Origin of the sequence: Variovorax sp. DXTD-1 (assembly GCF_003984625.1) — a bacterium.
Lineage (GTDB): Bacteria > Pseudomonadota > Gammaproteobacteria > Burkholderiales > Burkholderiaceae_C > Variovorax.
In genome coordinates this window covers 1-18,228 of the sequence record NZ_RWKH01000002.1, presented here as the reverse complement: position 1 = coordinate 18,228, position 18,228 = coordinate 1, and the positions used below count along the sequence as shown (strand labels likewise).

At 66.7% G+C, this 18,228-nt stretch carries 8 protein-coding genes and 1 pseudogene; 3 read left to right on the top strand and 6 right to left on the bottom strand.

Annotation, left to right across the window (positions count from 1 at the left end; genetic code table 11):
- Positions 1 to 198: 198 nt before the first annotated feature.
- On the top strand, positions 199 to 11,175 hold the full coding sequence (locus tag EJI00_RS02125) for an autotransporter-associated beta strand repeat-containing protein (protein ID WP_126745823.1): 10,977 nt from the start codon (positions 199 to 201) through the stop codon (positions 11,173 to 11,175).
- A 77-nt stretch (positions 11,176 to 11,252) separates the two neighbouring features.
- Here EJI00_RS02125 and EJI00_RS02120 read toward each other — a convergent pair whose 3' ends face one another.
- On the bottom strand, positions 11,253 to 11,774 hold the full coding sequence (locus EJI00_RS02120; protein WP_126745822.1) for a hypothetical protein: 522 nt from the start codon (positions 11,772 to 11,774) through the stop codon (positions 11,253 to 11,255).
- Positions 11,775 to 11,962: 188 nt separating this feature from the next.
- On the opposite strand from EJI00_RS02120, the gene EJI00_RS02115 reads away from it, so the two are divergent.
- Together EJI00_RS02115 and EJI00_RS02110 are read left to right on the top strand one after the other, a co-directional pair.
- Positions 11,963 to 12,772 carry an alpha/beta fold hydrolase gene (locus EJI00_RS02115; RefSeq protein WP_126745821.1) on the top strand — a complete coding sequence of 270 codons (810 nt, stop codon included), beginning with the start codon at positions 11,963 to 11,965 and terminating at the stop codon, positions 12,770 to 12,772.
- An 8-nt stretch (positions 12,773 to 12,780) separates the two neighbouring features.
- On the top strand, positions 12,781 to 13,926 hold the full coding sequence (locus tag EJI00_RS02110) for a PAS domain-containing sensor histidine kinase (protein ID WP_126745820.1): 1,146 nt from the start codon (positions 12,781 to 12,783) through the stop codon (positions 13,924 to 13,926).
- On the opposite strand, the gene EJI00_RS02105 is transcribed toward EJI00_RS02110, so the two are convergent.
- The 5 genes and pseudogenes from EJI00_RS02105 to EJI00_RS02085 form a co-directional block, all read right to left on the bottom strand.
- On the bottom strand, positions 13,910 to 15,643 hold the full coding sequence (locus EJI00_RS02105) for a bifunctional protein-serine/threonine kinase/phosphatase (RefSeq protein ID WP_185868051.1): 1,734 nt from the start codon (positions 15,641 to 15,643) through the stop codon (positions 13,910 to 13,912). The genes EJI00_RS02110 and EJI00_RS02105 overlap by 17 nt on opposite strands.
- 34 nt (positions 15,644 to 15,677) lie before the next feature.
- Complete coding sequence (locus EJI00_RS02100; protein ID WP_126745818.1) at positions 15,678 to 16,490, bottom strand: formate/nitrite transporter family protein; 813 nt, start codon at positions 16,488 to 16,490, stop codon at positions 15,678 to 15,680.
- Positions 16,491 to 16,561: 71 nt separating this feature from the next.
- On the bottom strand, positions 16,562 to 17,392 hold the full coding sequence (cobA, locus tag EJI00_RS02095) for a uroporphyrinogen-III C-methyltransferase (RefSeq protein ID WP_126746061.1): 831 nt from the start codon (positions 17,390 to 17,392) through the stop codon (positions 16,562 to 16,564).
- 25 nt (positions 17,393 to 17,417) lie between these two features.
- Complete coding sequence (gene nirD, locus EJI00_RS02090) at positions 17,418 to 17,828, bottom strand: nitrite reductase small subunit NirD (protein WP_126745817.1); 411 nt, start codon at positions 17,826 to 17,828, stop codon at positions 17,418 to 17,420.
- 15 nt (positions 17,829 to 17,843) lie between these two features.
- A pseudogene (locus EJI00_RS02085) lies at positions 17,844 to 18,228 on the bottom strand (nitrite reductase large subunit); the annotation flags it as partial.

The window sequence follows — 18,228 nt, the reverse complement described above, 5'->3', positions numbered from 1 at the left end:
GCAGTTCTCGCATCTGCCCCCCCGGCGGCAACAGGCCCCAGGGTTTTCCTCTCCGCCTTCGTGATCGCGCCGCCAGTGGCCTTCTCCCTGGCCGCAGCGAATGCGCGTGCAGCGAGGCCGCGGTCCCCGAGCTCGCCTGCGCGTGCACAGGCGCGCAGCGCGTCTTTTCCAATTCATTCCTGAAAGAAAAAAACTCCAATGAACCACGTGTTCTGCACTATCTGGTCCAAGACGCTGGGTGCGTGGGTGGTCGCCTCGGAACTGGCGACGCAGCATGGCAAGAGCAGCGGAGTCGACAAGCGGTCTCGTTCGAAGGATGCGGCTGACCGCTTCACTGCTGCAGACATGCAAAGCCCCTGGGCCTTGCGGCTGGTCGCGGTGGCGGCGCTGCTTGCGTTGTACGCCCCGGCAAAGGCGGCGGACCGGTATTGGGACCCGAACACTTCCGGCGTCGGCCTGGGCGGCGGCGGTACTTGGAATACCAGTTCGTCGATCTGGAACACCACCGGCAACGACGTGGCGGGTCCGTGGAGCACCTGGAACAACGTCGCGCTGGATACCGCGATCTTCGGCGGCACCGCCAGTACGGTGTCGCTGGGGGCACCGATTACCGCAAACAGGCTCAGCTTCACCGTCCACAACTATGTGATCACGGGCAGCACGCTGACGCTGGCGGGCGCCACGCCCACCATCGACGGCGGCGGTAACGCCACCATCAGTTCGGTCGTCGCCGGTACGGCGGGCCTGATCAAAGCCGGCGGTGGAACTCTCACACTCACGGGCACGAACACCTTTTCGGGCGGCATTGCGCTCAACGCGGGCGGCTTGTCCGTAAGCGGGGACGCGGCGTTGGGCAACGCCGCTAATGGCCTCGCGATGGCGAACGGCACGTCGTTTGCGAGCACCACCGCCTTGAGCGCCAATCGCGTCGTCACATTGGCTGCCGGGACGGTCAGCCTGGGCGGAGCCGGTGTGGGATCGGCGCGTTTCACTGGCACCGGCAACGTGAGCGCAGCCAGCGGCGTCACGATGAGCAATGCGTCCAGCGATTACTCGGGTCGGACGAGCTTCGGCGGCGGCGGCACGTACGGCTTTACCTCCGTCGCGGATCTCGGCGTGGCAAGCGCGCTCGGCGCGCCGACAACGGCCGCGGATGGCCTGATATTCATCGGCGCTGGCGGCGGACTGGGCGGGTCGTTGCTCTACAGCGGAGACGGCGACAGTTCCAATCGTGACTGGGCGTTTGCCAATACGTCGAGCGGCGGGAACACGCTAAGCAACCGAGGGACGGGCACCTTGACGCTGACCGGCAATATCGCCGGAACTGGCGCCTGGACGTTGGGCATGACCTTTCAGGCGCTGACGGCCGACATGGAACTGCTGGGGACGATCAGCAGCACGACCAACCGAACATTCGCCTTCTCCGGCGGCGCGGGCCGGACCATCACGCTTGGGGGTGCCAATACCTATGCAGGCGCTTCCAACATCAATGGCGTGACGGTGAAAGCCGGCACCCTGGCCAACACGGGTAGCAACAGTTCGTTCGGCACCGGCGCGGCCGGCGGTATCAATCTCATCAACGGCGTGCTGAGCTACACCGGCGCAGCGGCCAGCGCAGACCGCAATCTGGGGATCGACGGCGCCAGTACCTTCGCCAACGACGGCACGGGTGCACTCGCGCTCACTGGCGCGACGAGCTTCAACCCGGGCGGGGTCGACGCGCTGACGTTAGGCGGTAGCTATGTCGGCACGAACACGCTTTCCGGCATCATTTCCGGCACCGGCAGCATCGCGATGAACGGCGCCGGCACCTGGGTGCTTGGCGGAGGGAACACCTATAGCGGCACTACCACCGTGCAGAACGGCACCCTGACCGCCGGCAGCGCCCAGGCGTTCGGCGCCTCGACGGGTTTGATCGTCAACGGCGGCACGCTGAACCTCAACGGTTTTGTCGTTACCGCAGCGACGCTGTCCGGCACTGGCGGCAGCGTTGACTTGGGCAGCGGCAACCTTGTTCTGAACGCGGCATCGGGCAGCACCAGCTATGGCGGCAGCATCGGCGGTAGCGGCGGCCTGACTAAACTCGGCAGCAGCACCCTGACGCTGACCGGTGCCAACACCTATACCGGTGCAACCAGCACCGGCGGTGGCACGCTGGCACTTAACTTCGCCGGCGCGGGCGGGCCGACCAGCAACATCATTTCGGGCGCCTCGACACTGAATATGAGCGGCGGCACGCTGGCGGTGACGGGCGCCGCGGGTGAGGCCAACACGCAGGCCTTCAACGGCTTGAACGTGACCGCCGGCAGCAACAGGATCGGCACGACGCCGGGCGCGGGCGGCACCGTCACGGTCAACCTCGGGGGCATCACCCGCAGCGGCGGCCTGATCGATTTCGGCACATCCGCCAGTGGCATCATCACCACCGCCAACGCCGACGGCACGCTCGGTGGTTGGGCGACCGTCAACGGCAGCGACTACGCCAAGGTGCAGGGCGGCAGCATCGTCGCCTTCACCGCCGCCGATTACACGAACAAGGACGATGCAGGCGCCTGGCTGAACAACGAGTTCATCAGCGACGCTGGCGGCGCGGTCAATACGCCTTACTTCGGTACGGTAGCTGGCAGCAAGCAGCTGGGCGGCCTGCAATACACCGCGGCGGCCAACTCCACCGTGAACGTGAGCGCCGGCGAGACCCTGGGCATCGACGGCACCATCATCGTCGCGGCTTCGGTGAACAACACCACCAAGACCATCCAAGGCAGCAACCTGACCGGTCTGGCCGGCGGCGGCACGCTGGGCGTGCTTCAGAACGGTGGTGCGACCAGCAATTTCACCATCGCCTCCACAATCATCGACAACGGCGGCGCCGTCGGTTTCAGCAAGGGCGGCACAGGGCTGGTCACCTTGGCAGGCGCCAACACGTACACCGGCGCCACGACGGTCAGCGGCGGCATGCTGTCCATCAACTCGGTGGCCAATGGCGGCGCGGCGAGCGCCATCGGCGCCTCGTCAGCGGCCTCATCCAACCTGGTGTTGGAGAACGGCACGCTGCAGTACACCGGTGCCACCGCCACCACAGACCGGGGCTTCACCCTGCTCAATGGCGGCCCGTCGCGGACCGTCGAGGTGACCAATGGCGCCACCAACCTGGCCTTCAATGGAGTGGTCACCAGCCCGGACGACGCGGGCTTCACCAAGACCGGCGCGGGCACGCTGACGCTGGGGAACGCCGGCAACAACTATGTCGGCGTCACGACGGTGAGCGCCGGCACCGTGTCGGTCGGCACGATCGCCAACGGAGGTCTTGCCAGCGGCATCGGTGCCGCCGGCAGCGAGCCCGCCAACCTGGTCGTCAGTGCCGGGGCCAATCTGGAATACACGGGCGCAACGGCGGACACCGATCGCGGCTTTACCCTGGGCGCGGGCGCGGCCGGCGGCGGCGTCGACGTGGACGGCGCCCCCACCATGCTGACTATGAGCGGTGTGGCTACCGGAGCCGGTGCGCTGCGCAAGGAAGGGGCGGGCACCTTGGTGCTCTCCGGCACCAACACCTATACGGGCGGCACCATCGTCAACGCCGGCGTGCTCCGCGCGGGTTCCACCACCGCCTTCGGCAGCACGACGGGCCTGATGACGGTGAACGGCGGCGGAACGCTGCAACTCGACACGTTCAACACCACAGTGGGCGCGCTCGCCGGCGCAGGGCTTGTGGACATCGGAACGGCGACGCTGACGATGGGCGGTGCCAACGGCACGTTCACGGGGGCGATCAGCGGCGCAGGCGGGCTGACGCGCACCGGCGCCGGCACGCAGACCTTCACGGGCTGCAACAACAGCTATTCCGGCGGCACCACGATCAATGGCGGCGCGATCAGCACCAACTGCCTGGCCAACGGCGGTTTGGCCAGCGGCATCGGTGCCTCGCCCGCTGCTTCGTCCAACCTGATGCTGGCCAATAGCGGCGTCCTTCAATACACCGGCCCCAGCACCACGATCGACCGCGGGATCACGCTGGGCGGCAGCTGGGGCTATCTCGACGTGACCGCTGGTACCACGCTGGGTTTCACCGGCGCCGTCGTAGGCGGAGGCGGGCTCGTGAAGCGCAATCAGGGCACGGTGGTCCTCTCCGGAACGAATACCTATACCGGCAGCACTTGGGTCGAGGGAGGTACTTTGCGGGCCGGCTCGACAAACGCCTTCGGGCCGGGCGGCGTCAGAATGACAAACGGTGCCGGGTCAACACTGGACCTCGCCGGATTCAACAACTCGACGCAGTTCCTAGAGTTCGGCGTTGGTGACACCGTCACGCTCGGCACAGGCACGTTGACGATCTATGACGGCCTCGGCGCCAGCTTCGCCGGCACGATCAGCGGCGCCGGCAATGTGGTCAAGGCGGGTACAGGCACCCAGACCTTCACCGGCTGCAGCAGCTACGCGGGTACGACGACGGTCAGCGGTGGCACGCTCAATGTGAGTTGTCTCGCGAACGGCGGCAGCGACAGCGCAATCGGCAGCTCGAGCGCTGCCGCGAGTAACCTGGTCTTGAATGGCGGCACGCTTGGGTACATTGGCGCGGCCACGAGCACCGATCGCCTGTTCACGCTTGGCGCCACCGGCGCGCTCGGCGCTTCGGGCACCGGTCCGGTCAGCTACACGAACACCGGCGCCATCGCATTTCTCAATCCGAACACCGCCAACCTGTTGGGGCTGAGTGGCACGAACACCGGCAATAACAGCCTCGCCGCGCAGATCACCAACAACGGCACCGGCACCACCTCGCTGACCAAGAGCGGCACCGGCACCTGGATCCTCAACAACCCGAACAGCACCTATACCGGCACCACCACCATCAGTGGCGGCGTGCTCGGCGTAGACAAGCTCAGCAATGGCGGCGTCGCCAGCAGCATCGGCCAGTCGTCCAGTGCGGCGAACAACCTGGTGATCGGCAGCGGCTCGACGCTGCGCTATACCGGCGCGGGTGACACGACCGACCGGCTGTTCACACTCTCCACCGGCGCCAGCGTCATCGAATCTTCAGGCACCGGCGCCGTCGTGTTCAGCAACACCGGTTCGGCCGCCTACACCGGCAGCGGAGCCCGCACCCTGGCGCTTGGCGGAACGAACACCGGCGCCAACACGATGGGCGGCACCATCGTCGACGGCCCGGGCGGCACGACGACGCTGGCCAAGAACGGACCGGGCAACTGGGTCCTGACGGGCAACAACACGTTCACCGGCAACACCGTCATCAACGACGGCAACCTGACGATCGGCAATGGCGGCACCACCGGCAACGCGGGCGCAGGCAATGTGTTCGTCGTCAATTCGACCTCGACCCTGTCGCTGAATCGTAGCGACACCTTCAACTTCAACGGCACGATCAGCGGCGCGGGCAATCTGGCGCAGATCGGCACCGGTACCACCGTGCTCACGGCCGCGGGCAACGCGGTCGGCGGCATCACCTCGGTCAGCGCCGGCACGCTGCAGGTCAACGGCGCCCTGGCCACGGCCGGTATCTCGATGACCGGCACTTCCGCGCTGACGGTGAACGGCACGGTGCAGGCAGCCGGAGGCACGGCCGCGGCGATCACCGGTGACGCCGGTGCCAGCACCCTCAACGTCAACGCCGGCGGCACCTTGCGCGCCAGCGGCGACCTGGGCGCCGGCACGGACACCGCCACACTGGCCGGCACCCTGAACACCGGCGCCGGCACCCTCAACCTGGGCGCCGGCAACGACACGCTCGCGCTCAACGATGGCGGCACGATCGCCGGCATCGCCAACGGCGGCACCGGCACCGAAAGCGGGGCTGGCGACACGCTGCAGGTGAACAACACCGCCAGTCGCACGCTGGATGGCACCAGTACCGCCGGTTTCGAAACGCTGATCAAGCAGGGCGCCGGCACGCTCACGCTCACCGGCGCGCAAGCCTATGCCGCGGGCACCACGGTCCAGGCGGGCACGCTGCTGGTCAATGGCAACCAGGCCGGTGCGGGTGGACCCACCACCGTACAGAGCGGGGCCGCGCTGGGCGGCACGGGCACGGTGGCCGGCGATGTGACCGTCGCCAGCGGCGCTGTGCTGAGTCCGGGGAATACCGGCGCCGTGGGCACATTGGCCGTCAACGGCAATCTGACCCTGGGCACCGGCGCTGCGCTCAACTACCAGTTCGGGCAAGCCAACGTGGTGGGCGGCCCGCTCAACGATCTCACCACGGTGGCGGGCAACCTGACGCTGGACGGACTGCTCAACGTCAACCCGACGTCGGGCGGCAGCTTCACGCCGGGCGTGTACCGCGTCATCAGCTACACCGGCGCACTGACCGACAACGGCCTGACCATCGGCAGTGCGCCGGCAGGCAGCTACGCCGTACAGACTTCGGTCGCCAACCAGGTGAACCTGCTCAACAGCACCGGCGTCTCCCTCAACTTCTGGGACGGCCCCGGCAACCAGAACGACGGCACGATCCAGGGTGGCAACGGCCTGTGGCAGAACGCCGCCGGCGGCGACAACTGGACCGACCAGACGGGCGCGATCAACGCGACCTATGCCGATGGTGCATTCGCCATCTTCGGCGGCACCGCGGGCACCGTCACGGTCGACAACAGCCTGGGTGCGGTCCGCGCGTCGGGCATGCAGTTCACCGTGGATGGCTACACCATCAACGGCGGCCCCCTCACGCTGACCGGCACGCCTTCGATCATTCGCGTGGGGGACGGCACCAGTGCGGGCGCCGGCATGACCGCCACCATCAATGCGGCGCTGGTCGGCGCCGGTGGCTTGCAGAAAGCCGACCTCGGCACGCTCGTGCTCGGCGGCACGAACACCTACACCGGCGGCACCACCGTCAACGGCGGCGTGCTGCAAGTGGCCAGCGATGCGAACCTGGGCGACGCAAGCGGTGGGCTGACGCTCGATGGCGGCGCATTGCGCAACACGGCGGGATTCACGTCCGCACGGAACGTCACGCTCGGCACCAACGGCGGCACATTCGATACGCAGGCGAGCCTCACGCTCTCCGGCACGATCGGCGGCACGGGTTCGCTGACCAAGACCGGCGCCGACACGCTGACGCTCACCGGCAGCAACACGTACACCGGCGGCACGGCCGTCAACGGCGGCACGGTGGCGGTATCCGCCGATGCCAACCTCGGCAATGCCAGCGGCGCGCTCTCGCTCGATGGCGGCGCGCTGCAGAGCACGGCCGCCTTCACGTCTGCACGGGCCGTCACGCTCAATGCGGGCGGCGGCACCTTCCAGACCACCGCCGACCTCACGCTGACCGGTGCGATCGGCGGCGCCGGCGCGCTGACCAAGACCGATGCCGGCACCCTGGTGCTCACCGGGAACAACACCTATGCCGGCGGCACCACGATCTCGGCGGGCACGCTGCAACTGGGCAATGGCGGCGCCACGGGCTCCATCGCGGGCAACGCCGTCAACAACGGTGCGCTGGTCTTCAACCGGTCGGACACCTACAGCTTCGGCGGCACGGTCTCCGGCAGCGGCGGCGTCACTCAGCAAGGCACCGGCATCACGGTGCTGACCGGCAACAACAGCTATGGCGGCAGCACCGCGGTCAATGCCGGCACGCTGATCGTCAACGGCAACCAGGCGGCGGCTGCCGGGGCCACGTCGGTGGCAGCCGGCGCCACGCTCGGCGGGGCCGGCACGATCGGCGGCAACGTGTCGGTGGCCGATGGCGCCACGCTCAGCCCGGGCAACCTCGGCAGCGTGCCGGGCACGCTGGCCATCAACGGAAACCTGACGCTGGGCAATGCCTCCGCGCTGGCCTACAACTTCGGCCAGGCCAACGTGATCGGCGGCGCCTACAACGACCTGACCAGGGTGGCGGGCGACCTCACGCTGGGCGGGACCCTGAATGTCACGACCACGCCGGGCGCGACCTTCGATCCCGGCATCTACCGCGTCATCAGCTACGGCGGCACGCTGACCAACAACGGCCTGGTCGCCGGCACCATGCCTTCGCCGAGTTTCTATGTGCAGACCTCGGTGAACAACCAGGTGAACCTGGTGAACACCGCCGGGTTGCCGGTGGACTTCTGGGACGGCCCCGGCAACCAGAACGACGGTGTCCTTCAGGGTGGCACCGGCGTATGGCAGGGCGCCAGCGGCAACGCCAACTGGACGTTGGGCGACGGCAGCGTGAATGCGCCGTTCCCGGACGGCAGCTTTGCGGTCTTCGCTGCTGCGCCGGGAACGGTCACCGTCGACAACAGCCTCGGCGCGGTCCGCAGCAGCGGCATGCAGTTTGCCGTGGACGGCTACACGATCCAGGGCGGTCCGATCGCGCTCACCGGTGCGACGAACATCCTGCGCGTGGGCGATGGCACCGGCGACGGCGCAGCCATGGGCGCGACGATCGCGTCCGCATTGACCGGCACGGGCGCTGTGCAGAAAACGGACCTCGGCACCCTGGTGCTGACCGGCGCCAACACCTACGGCGGCGGCACGAGCATCACGGCAGGCACGCTGCAACTGGGCGATGGCGGAACCAGCGGTTCGATCATTGGCGACGTGGCCAACGATGGCGCGCTGGTCTTCAACCGCTCGGACAATGCAACGTTCACCGGCACCATTTCCGGCAGCGGCAGCCTCACGCAGGCCGGCGCCGGCACCACCGTGCTCACCGGCGCCAACACCTACCTCGGCGCCACGAACGTGCGGGCCGGCACGTTGCTGGTCAACGGCGATCAGTCCGGCGCGACCGGGCTCACCACCGTCCAGGGTGGTGCCATCCTGGGTGGCCGAGGCACCGTCGGCGGCGACGTGACCCTCGCGGGCGGCGCCACGCTGAGCCCGGGTGATGCCAGTGCCCCCGGCACGCTGACCGTCAATGGCAGCCTGTCGCTGGACAGCGGCGCCGCGCTCAACTATCGGTTCGGCGAGGCCGGCACCGCGGGAGGGGCACTGAACGATCTCACCGTGGTGCGCGGCAACCTTGCGCTTGACGGCACGCTCAACGTCAGCATCGCGCCGGGCGGCAGCTCCGGGCCGGGCGTGTATCGCGTGTTCAGCTACGACGGCGCCCTGACCGACAACGGCCTCTCGCTGGGCACGGTTCCGCCGGGCGACCTGTTCGTGCAGACCTCGATCGCGCAACAGGTGAACCTGGTGAACACCACCGGGCTCACGCTGAACTTCTGGGATGGCCCGAACGCCCCGGGCAACGGCGTGATCAACGGCGGCGACGGCACATGGCGCCTGGCCGACAACGACAGGTGGACCGAAGCCAGCGGCGCGGTGAATGCGCCGTACTCCAACGGTGCATTCGCCATCCTGGCCGGCACGCCGGGCACGGTGACCATCGACAACGGCAACGGCCAGATCGAGGCGTCGGGCCTGCAGTTCGCTGCCGACGGCTATCGCCTCGCGGGCGGTGCGCTGGCGCTGACGGGCGGCACGCCGACCATTCGCGTGGGCGATGGCACCGCTGCCGGCGCCGGCATGACGGCCACCATCGACGCGGCGCTTGCCGGCACAGGTGCATTGACCAAAGCCGATCTGGGCACGCTGGTGCTGAATGGCAACAACACCTTCACCGGCAGCACGACGGTGGAAGCCGGCACGCTCGCCGTCAATGGCAGCCTCGGCGGCAGCAGCGTCAACGTGCTCGCGGCAGGCCGGCTGAAGGGCTCGGGCACGGTCGGCAGCACGACCATCTCGGGCACTGTCGCGCCGGGCAACTCGATCGGCACGCTGACGGTCAACGGCAACTTCACGCAAGCCGCGGGCTCGACCTACGAGGTCGAAGTCGACCCGGCCTCCACGGCCTCCGACCGCATCCACGCCAGCGGCTCCGCCAGCATCGCCGGCGGAGCGAAGCTCACCGTCTCGCGCATCAGCAGCGCCGACTATGTGGTGGGCAACCGCTACACGGTCGTGACGGCCGACGGCGGCGTCACCGGCACCTACAGCCTGGGCGGGGACACCCGCACGGCGTTCGTTCAGCTGCGCGACACCTATGACGCCAACAACGTCTACCTGAATGCCGAGAAGGTGCGCAGCTTCACCGAAGCAGCCGGCACGTCTAACCAGGCGGCCGTGGCCGCGGCGCTGGACAGCCTGCCGCAGAGCAATGCGCTTGCCAACGCGGTGGCCTTCCTGCCCAACGACTTCGCGGCGCGCGACGCGCTGAACCAGTTGTCGGTGGACCTGCACGCCTCCAGCAAGACCGCGATGCTGGAAGACAGCCGCTTCGTGCGCGAGGCGGCCATCGACCGGCTGCGCACGGCCAGTTGCGCACCGGGCAGCGCGGCGCCGCAACCGGCACAGCAGCAGCCGGCACCGGTGCAGCCGGGCAGCCAGCAAGACGGCTGCACGCCGGCGGACAGCCAGGCAGGCACCGCCTGGGGCCAGGTCTTCGGCTCGTGGGGCCACATCGATGGCGACGGCAATGCGGCCAGGCTCAAGCGCGACATCGGCGGCTTCGTGGTCGGCGCCGACAAGGCCGTCGGCGCCGGCTGGCGCGTGGGGGCCTTCGGCGGCTACAGCCGCACCAGCGCCGACACCGACGCGCGCAACAGCAGCGCCAAGACCGACAGCTACCACCTGGGCCTGTACGGCGGCACGCAATGGGGTGCCACCGCGCTGCGCCTGGGCGCCAGCCAGAGCTGGAGCAAGCTGGAGACCAGCCGCTCGGTCGGCTTCGAAGGCTTTGCGGACAGCGTCTCGGCCAAGTACGACAGCACCACCACGCAGATCTTCGGCGAAGCGGGCCACCGCATCGACGCGGCCGGCGTGGCACTGGAGCCCTTCGCGCGCCTGGCCCATGTGCGCGTGAAGAGCGACGCCTTCCTGGAGCGCGGCGGGCTGGCCGCGCTGTACGGCCAGGGCGGCAGCGTCGATGCGACGTTCTCGACGCTGGGCGTGCGCGCCAGCACCCAGCTGGGCAGCACCACGCGGCTGCGCGGCATGCTCGGCTGGCGCCATGCCTTCGGCGACACGGCGCCCACCAGCACGCATGCGTTCGCGGGCAGCATCCCGTTCACGCTCGCGGGTGTGCCGCTGGCCAGGAACGTGGCGGTGGTGGAGGCGGGTGTGGACATGCAGCTGCGGCCGAACCTGACGCTGGGCGCTTCCTACTCGGGGCAGTTCGGCGGCGGGCTGAAGGACCACGGGTTCAAGGCGAGCCTGAACTGGGCGTTCTGAAAGCAGACACGCAAGCTGCTCGGCCGCGCCTCGCGGCCGGCACTTGCGCTCCCCGGCGATGTTCTATGTGTTGCGCCTCAGAACTGCGCTTGCGCGTCGCCCGTCCGGTCATGTACCCAGCGCATCGCCTGCTGCTCTGCATGCCGGGTTGCCTCGGCCTCTGTCCCATACACGATCTCTTCCGTGTCGTTCGGCAGTTGTGTCTCTTCCTCGTCCGCAGGCGTGCGGACGACAACAACGATGGGTTGATAGCCGCCGCGCACGGGCTCCGCGCGAAGCTCGAAGCGGAATCCGCGGTATTCAAGAGAGTGCCCGTCGGAAATGGGTGTGCTGTCGTCTGTCATGGTTGTTGACCCGGAGTTCCGGAAATCGTGCGCCAGTTTGGGAGCGGCGGCCTGCAGGCGCGCGGAGGAACTGTTTGAAGGACGGTGCGCCGCGCGATCTCGTTTGCCAGGCAGAGGTCTTTGCTCCAGATAGCGCTCCCACAGATACAGCGCCGGCAGGGCAAACAAGTGCATTGCCGCTGCGAAGATGCCAGCGCAGAAGAGGGCGATTGCCACCAAAGGGCTTGCCGCAACTCCCAGGATCGTTCTTAACATGATGGCCTAAAAAATGAAAAAAGTCAGCGGCCCGCTAGCCCTTCGGGCAAATCTAACCACGCGCGATGGGAGGGCCGTACGGCTGGACTGACGGTTTGCGTAGGATGCTTGCCAGCCGGGTCTTGCCAACCGATTTGCAAGGGCATACTTTGCCGTCTGCGAAACTATCGAGCTCCAAAGGACAAGACATGACCGACCAACTGCAGCATCGCAATAACGTCCATGTGGCCGGCAGCGGCCCCGCCACGCTGTTTTTCGCGCATGGTTTCGGTTGCGACCAGAACATGTGGCGCCTTCTGGAGCCCGAGTACCGCAAGAAGTACCGAACAGTGCTTTTCGACCTCGTCGGCAGTGGGGGCTCCGATCTCAAGGCATTCGATCCCGGCAAGTACGCGTCCCTGGACGGCCATGCGGCGGATGTGATCGAAATCGTGAAGGCCTATGGCGAAGGCCCTGCCATCTTCGTGGGGCATTCGGTCAGCGCAATGATCGGCGTGCTGGCTGACCTTGCCAGTCCCGGCCTCATTGCGGCGCACGTGATGGTCGGGCCTTCGCCGTGCTACATCAATGATGGCGACTATGTGGGGGGATTCGAGCGCGCCGACATCGACTCGTTGCTGCACACCCTCGAGAGCAACTATCTCGGATGGTCCAGCACGATGGCGCCGGCCATCATGGGTGCGCCGGAGCAACCCGAACTCGGCGTCGAGCTGACCAACAGTTTCTGCCGCACCGACCCGGAGATCGCGAAGCATTTCGCGCGCGTCACCTTCCTGTCCGACCACCGAGACGCCATTGCCGAACTGCGAACGCCTTCGCTGATCCTCCAGTGCGACGACGACCTGATTGCTCCCGTGGCCGTCGGCGAATACATGCACAAGGTCATGCCCGACAGCGTTCTGACGATCATCGACAACGTCGGGCATTGTCCGCATTTGAGCCAGCCGAGCGCCAGCAACGACGCGATCGCATCGTTTCTTTCGCAGCGCGGTTACTAGGCCTGCTCATGACAGCGCTTCGGCCTGCCGATGAGGCGCTGCTCGACGGTGTTCCCTGCGGGCTGGTCGAGACGGACGCAAAGGGCGTCTTCTTGCGCGTCAACAAGCCGTTCTGCGTCTGGCTGGGCTATGACAAGGCAGATCTGGTGGGCAAGAAGCGACTGCAGGATCTGTTGACCATGGGCGCGCGCATCTTTCACCAAACCCATTGGGCGCCCTTGCTGGAAATGCAAGGCTCGATCTCGGAGTTGAAGCTCGACATCCGGCATCGGAATGGAAGCACCTTGCCTATGGTTCTCAATGTCGTTCGCCATGGGCACGGGCCGGATCACACCCAGGAAGTGGCCCTGTTTGTGGCACGAGACCGCGACAAGTACGAACAGGAGCTGCTCCTGTCTCGGAAAAAGCTCGAGGCACATATTGCGGAAGTGGAGCGCCTTCAGGCCGAAACGAAAGATCGGGCGCTTTTCGCGGAGCAGATGATCGGCATCGTGAGCCACGATCTGCGCAATCCGCTGTCGGCCGTTCACACCGGTATCCAGGTTCTCTTCAAGCATGCACCCACCGACAACCAGGCACGGGTGTTGTCGCGAATGGCGCAGTCGGTGGACCGCGCGAATCGCCTGGTGTCGGACTTGCTGGACTTCACCGTGGCGCGTGTGGGCAAAGGCATCGCGATCAACCCCCAGCCGGTCGACCTCCACGAAGTGGTCGCCCAGAGCGTGGCCGAACTCGCTTTGTCTTTCCCCAACCGGACGTTGCGACATGAAACCGAAGGGCGTGGAGCGTGTCGTGTCGATCCGGATCGGATGGCGCAACTCGTCGGCAATCTGGTGGCAAACGCCGTGACCTATGGTGACCCGGACAGGGAAGTCACCATCAAGACGTCAGTGAGTCCCGAGCGCGCCGAAGTCTCGGTCCACAACTGGGGCCCTGCCATTCCGAGCGAACTCATTTCGGCCCTGTTCCAACCGATGGTCCGCGGATCGGCTGTCAGCACCGGCAGAAGCGTGGGTCTCGGGCTGTTCATCATCATGGGAATCGCGAAGGCGCATGGCGGTCAGGTAACGGTGGAGTCGAGCAACGCCGAGGGGACAACCTTCATCGCCACCTTGCCCGCCCTTGGAGAATCGACGCTTATCCCCGCTGGCTGAGCAGGCCAAGCAGCACGACCACCGCAATGCCCAGCAGCAGGGTTGTGCACTTCCAGAAGATCACCGGGTTCTTCTCGACCAGCGGTGTGCCGCGGCTGTTCAAAAAGTCGGGATGGGGCTGCCGCAGGTCTTGCACAAACTCCGACAGCACTTCGTAGCGCTTGAGCGGGTTGGGGTTGAGCGCCTTTTGCAGCACTTCGTCTATCCAAGCCGGAATGGCTCGCTGCGCGTCCAGCGCTGACCTGTACTGCAGATTGCGCTGGTCTGCCCGTGTGCGGATACGTGCAGCCTCCGCGCCGTAGGGCAGCCGCCCGGTCAGCATCTGGTAGACGATGACGGCCAGCGAGAACAGGTCCGACCTCGCCGATCCGCCTTCGCCCACAAAGTATTCTGGCGCCGTGTACTGCACCGTGCCCAGTATCTGGTCGGGCGCGGCCAGCGTGCTGTCGTTGAGGCCGGCCACCCAGGCGGAGCCGAAGTCGATGATGCGCACCGTGCCCGTGCGGTCGATCATGATGTTCTCGGGCCGCAAGTCCTGGTGCAGCATTTCCAGGCGGTGAAAGGCCTGCAGGCCTTTTGCCAGTTGCTCGACGATACCGCGCACCGATTCAAGGCTCGGCCGCGGGTTGTCGACCATCCATTGCGCCAGCGTCTGGCCCTCGACGAACTCCATTGCAACGTAGAGATAGTTGCGCTTGCGAGGGGTGGCGTGCGGCTTGAGCACATGCGCGCTGTCGATGCGCCGCGCGACCCATTCTTCGAGCAGAAAACGGTCCAGGTGCGCTTCGTCGTTCTGCAGGTCGACGGAAGGGGTCTTGAGCACCACGCGCTGCCCCGTGTCGTCGTCGGTCGCCAGGTAGATGTGGCTGCGATGGCTGTGGTGCAGGTCGCGCACGATCGTGTAGCCGTCGAAGCGCATGCGCGCCTCCAGCATCGGCGGCAGTTGCAGCGCCGCGCGTTGTGCGTGCAGTTCGTTGATGTCGCCATCGGGCAGCGCGTCGATTTTGACGATCTGCACGGTCAGGTTGTCCGGGCTGCCTCGGCGGTAGGCTTCTTCGGCAATGTTGCGGGCCGCGGCATCCAGGTCGCGGGGGTTCGCATCCAGTGCCGCCTTGATGGCCGCGGTGTCGATGTGCTCGTGAACGCCGTCTGAAGTCAGCAGGAAGACATCGCCTTGCTCGACGGGAACGGCGCGGTAGTCGATCTCCACATGCGGCCCCACGCCCAGCGCACGGCCAAGATAGCTTTGTCCGCCGCCTACCGACACGCGGTGGTCTTCGGTCAGTTGCTCGAGCGCCTCTGCGTGCCAGCGGTAGACGCGCGTGTCTCCCACATGAAAGACGTGCGCGGTGGTCGACCTGACGACCAGGGCGCTGAAGGTGCAGACGTAGCCGCGGTCCTTGTCGAAGCGGCCGCCGCCGTTCTGCGTTTGCGCATGCAGCCACGCGTTGGTGGCCGTGAGCACGCGCTGTGCCGAGCGGCTCACGCTCCATGCGTCCGAGGTGCAGTAGTAGTCGGTCAGAAAGCTCCTGACCGCCGACTCGCTGGCCACGTGGCTGACGTCGCTGCTGCTGATGCCGTCGGCGATGGCAATCGCCACGCCCTTCGCATTGCGAACCGACCCCTCCGGCAGGGCGGCGCCGTGGAAATCCTGGTTGGTTTCCTTGCGTCCCTTGTCGGAGTGCTGGCCGATCGAAACCGCGAGTGCGGAGCGCATCGTCACGCGGCGGCGGGTGGGTGGACAGGGCCGCTTAGCGGGGGACGCGCTTGGGCGCTGTTTTCACATGCGTGGCGTACAGCGTCAGCCCGGTGAACGAGAGGCCGCCGATGAGGTTGCCCAGCACGGTCGGGATTTCGTTCCAGATGATGTAGTCCATGATCGAGAAGTTGCCGCCCATGAGCAGTGCCGACGGGAACAGGAACATGTTGACGACCGAGTGTTCGAACACCATGAAGAAGAACACCATGATCGGCATCCACATGGCAAGCACCTTGCCGGTCACCGAGGTCGAGATCATTGCGCCGACCACGCCGGTCGACACCATCCAGTTGCACAGCATGCCGCGCACGAAGAGCGTCAGCATGCCCGCGGCGCCGTGGTCGGAGTAGCCCACCGTGCGCGCCTCGCCGATGGTGGCGATCACCTGGCCGACCTTGTCGGGCGGGCTCGTGAAGCCGAATGTGAAGACGATCGCCATCAGCACGGCCACGAGGAAGGCGCCCAGGAAGTTGCCGACGAAGACCAGGCCCCAGTTGCGCAGCACGCCGCCGATGGTGACGCCCGGGCGCTTGTCGATGAGCGCGAGCGGCGTCAGCACGAACACGCCGGTCAGCAGGTCGAAGCCGAGCAGGTAGAGCATGCAAAAGCCGACCGGAAACAGGATGGCACCGATGATCGAGTAGCCCGTCTGCACGTTGATGGTGACCGCGAACACAGCCGCCAGCGCAAGGATCGCGCCCGCCATGAAAGAGCGGATGAGCGTGTCCCGCGTGGACATGAAGATCTTGGATTCACCGGCATCCACCATCTTGGTGACGAATTCGGAAGGCTGCAAATAGGCCATGGCGTTGCTTTGGTTTGAAGAAAAAAAGCCGAAAGAAAAATGGAAAGGAGAGGCGAGGGGAGGCCGGGGCCTCAGGCCGCCTTCTCCAGCGCAAGATGCGCGGAAGACGCCGCGGCGGCCAGTCCTTGAAGGACATCGCCGACCACGATGATCGAAGGGCTGCACAAGCCGTTGGCGGCAATGGTCTGCTCCAGCGTCGCGAGTGTTCCCACTGCATGCCGCTGGGTCGGCAGGCTGGCGCTCTGCACCACCACGATGGGCGTGCAAGCCGGCAGGCCGCTCAGCAGTTCGTTCTGGATGCGGCCCGCGCCCGACACGCCCATGTAGATGACCAGCGTCAACCGCGCGGCATGCGCGGTGGCGGCCAGCGCTTGCCAGTCGGTGCCCGGTGAACCGGGCTTTGCATGGCCCGTGACGAAAACGACGCCCTGTGCATGGTCGCGGTGCGTCAGAGGCACGCCGAGCGAGGTCAGTCCGGCCAGGCCCGAGGTGATGCCGTTCACCACCTCGACGCGGATGCCCGCCTGCGCCAGGTGCTCGACCTCTTCGCCGCCGCGGCCGAAGATGAAGGGGTCGCCGCCCTTGAGCCGCACCACATGCTCGCCTTCGCGCACGGCCATGATCATCAGCCGTTCGATGAAGCTCTGCGGCGTGCTCTTGCAGCCGCCGCGCTTGCCGACGTGGATCACGCGCGCACCGGACTGCGCCATGGCGACGATCTCGTCGCTCACCAGGTCGTCGACAAGCAGCACGGTGGCCGACTGGATGGCCTTGAGCGCCTTGATCGTGAGCAGTTCGGGGTCGCCCGGGCCGGCGCCGACGAGCGTGCAGCGGCCATGCGGAGGCGGCATGCCCGGGTTGCGGTCGTCGCTGCGCGACGAAGACGTGAGAGTGAGGCCCATGTTGTTCGTCATGTAGTTCGTTATGTCAGGCAGCCGAGTCTTCGGTCTGAAGGCAGGCGCGGTTGGCCGGCCCCGCGACCGGGCGCTCGAGCTCCACCGCATGCGTGGCAAGCTCATTCGAATCCAGATGCACCACGCCCTCGGCGACCTTCACCGCGAACTTGGGCGTGCATCCTTCATCAGGCGACCTGGCACAGCCGTCGTCCAGGCCGATGGCCCAGTTGTGCAGCGGGCAGGCCACGCTGCTGCCGAACACGATGCCCTGGCTCAATGGGCCGCCCTTGTGCGGGCAGCGGTCGAGCAGCGCGAACACCTGGTCCTCGGCATTGCGGAACACCGCCACATCCACGCCCACCGGGCGCGCCACGCGGCGGGCGCCCAGCACCGGGATGTCCTCGACGCGGCAGATGACTTTCCATTCGTTGTTGTCGTTCATGGCTTGCTCCTTCGTTCACGCTGCCTGGGTGGCCTTGTCCATTGCTTCGTCCACCACCGCCACGGGCGTGAACTGCCGCACATCCACCTGCGCCTGGCTCGACTCGAACCAGGGATCGGGCTCCCCGTCCAGCGCGAACTGCAGCCGCTCCCACAGCGCCTTGCGGCCTTCGGTGTCTTCGAGGATCTTCTTCTTCACATAGTCCAGCCCCACCCGCCCGATGTAGTGCACCGTGCGCTCCAGGTACCAGCCTTCCTCTCGGTACAGCTGCAAGAACGCCCCCGAGTACTCCATCACCTCCTCGGCCGTCTTCACCTTCACCAGGAACTGCGCCACCTCCGTCTTGATGCCGCCGTTGCCGCCCACATACAGCTCCCAGCCCGAATCCACCCCGATCACC

Excerpts from the sequence above, each read along its gene's own strand:
- nirD (WP_126745817.1), bottom strand. The coding sequence starts at position 17,828 with ATGAACGACAACAACGAATGGAAAGTCATCTGCCGCGTCGAGGACATC.
- EJI00_RS02115 (WP_126745821.1), top strand. The coding sequence starts at position 11,963 with ATGACCGACCAACTGCAGCATCGCAATAACGTCCATGTGGCCGGCAGC.
- EJI00_RS02100 (WP_126745818.1), bottom strand. The coding sequence starts at position 16,490 with ATGGCCTATTTGCAGCCTTCCGAATTCGTCACCAAGATGGTGGATGCC.
- EJI00_RS02120 (WP_126745822.1), bottom strand. The coding sequence starts at position 11,774 with ATGTTAAGAACGATCCTGGGAGTTGCGGCAAGCCCTTTGGTGGCAATC.
- EJI00_RS02110 (WP_126745820.1), top strand. The coding sequence starts at position 12,781 with ATGACAGCGCTTCGGCCTGCCGATGAGGCGCTGCTCGACGGTGTTCCC.
- EJI00_RS02125 (WP_126745823.1), top strand. The coding sequence starts at position 199 with ATGAACCACGTGTTCTGCACTATCTGGTCCAAGACGCTGGGTGCGTGG.
- EJI00_RS02105 (WP_185868051.1), bottom strand. The coding sequence starts at position 15,643 with ATGCGCTCCGCACTCGCGGTTTCGATCGGCCAGCACTCCGACAAGGGA.
- cobA (WP_126746061.1), bottom strand. The coding sequence starts at position 17,392 with ATGGGCCTCACTCTCACGTCTTCGTCGCGCAGCGACGACCGCAACCCG.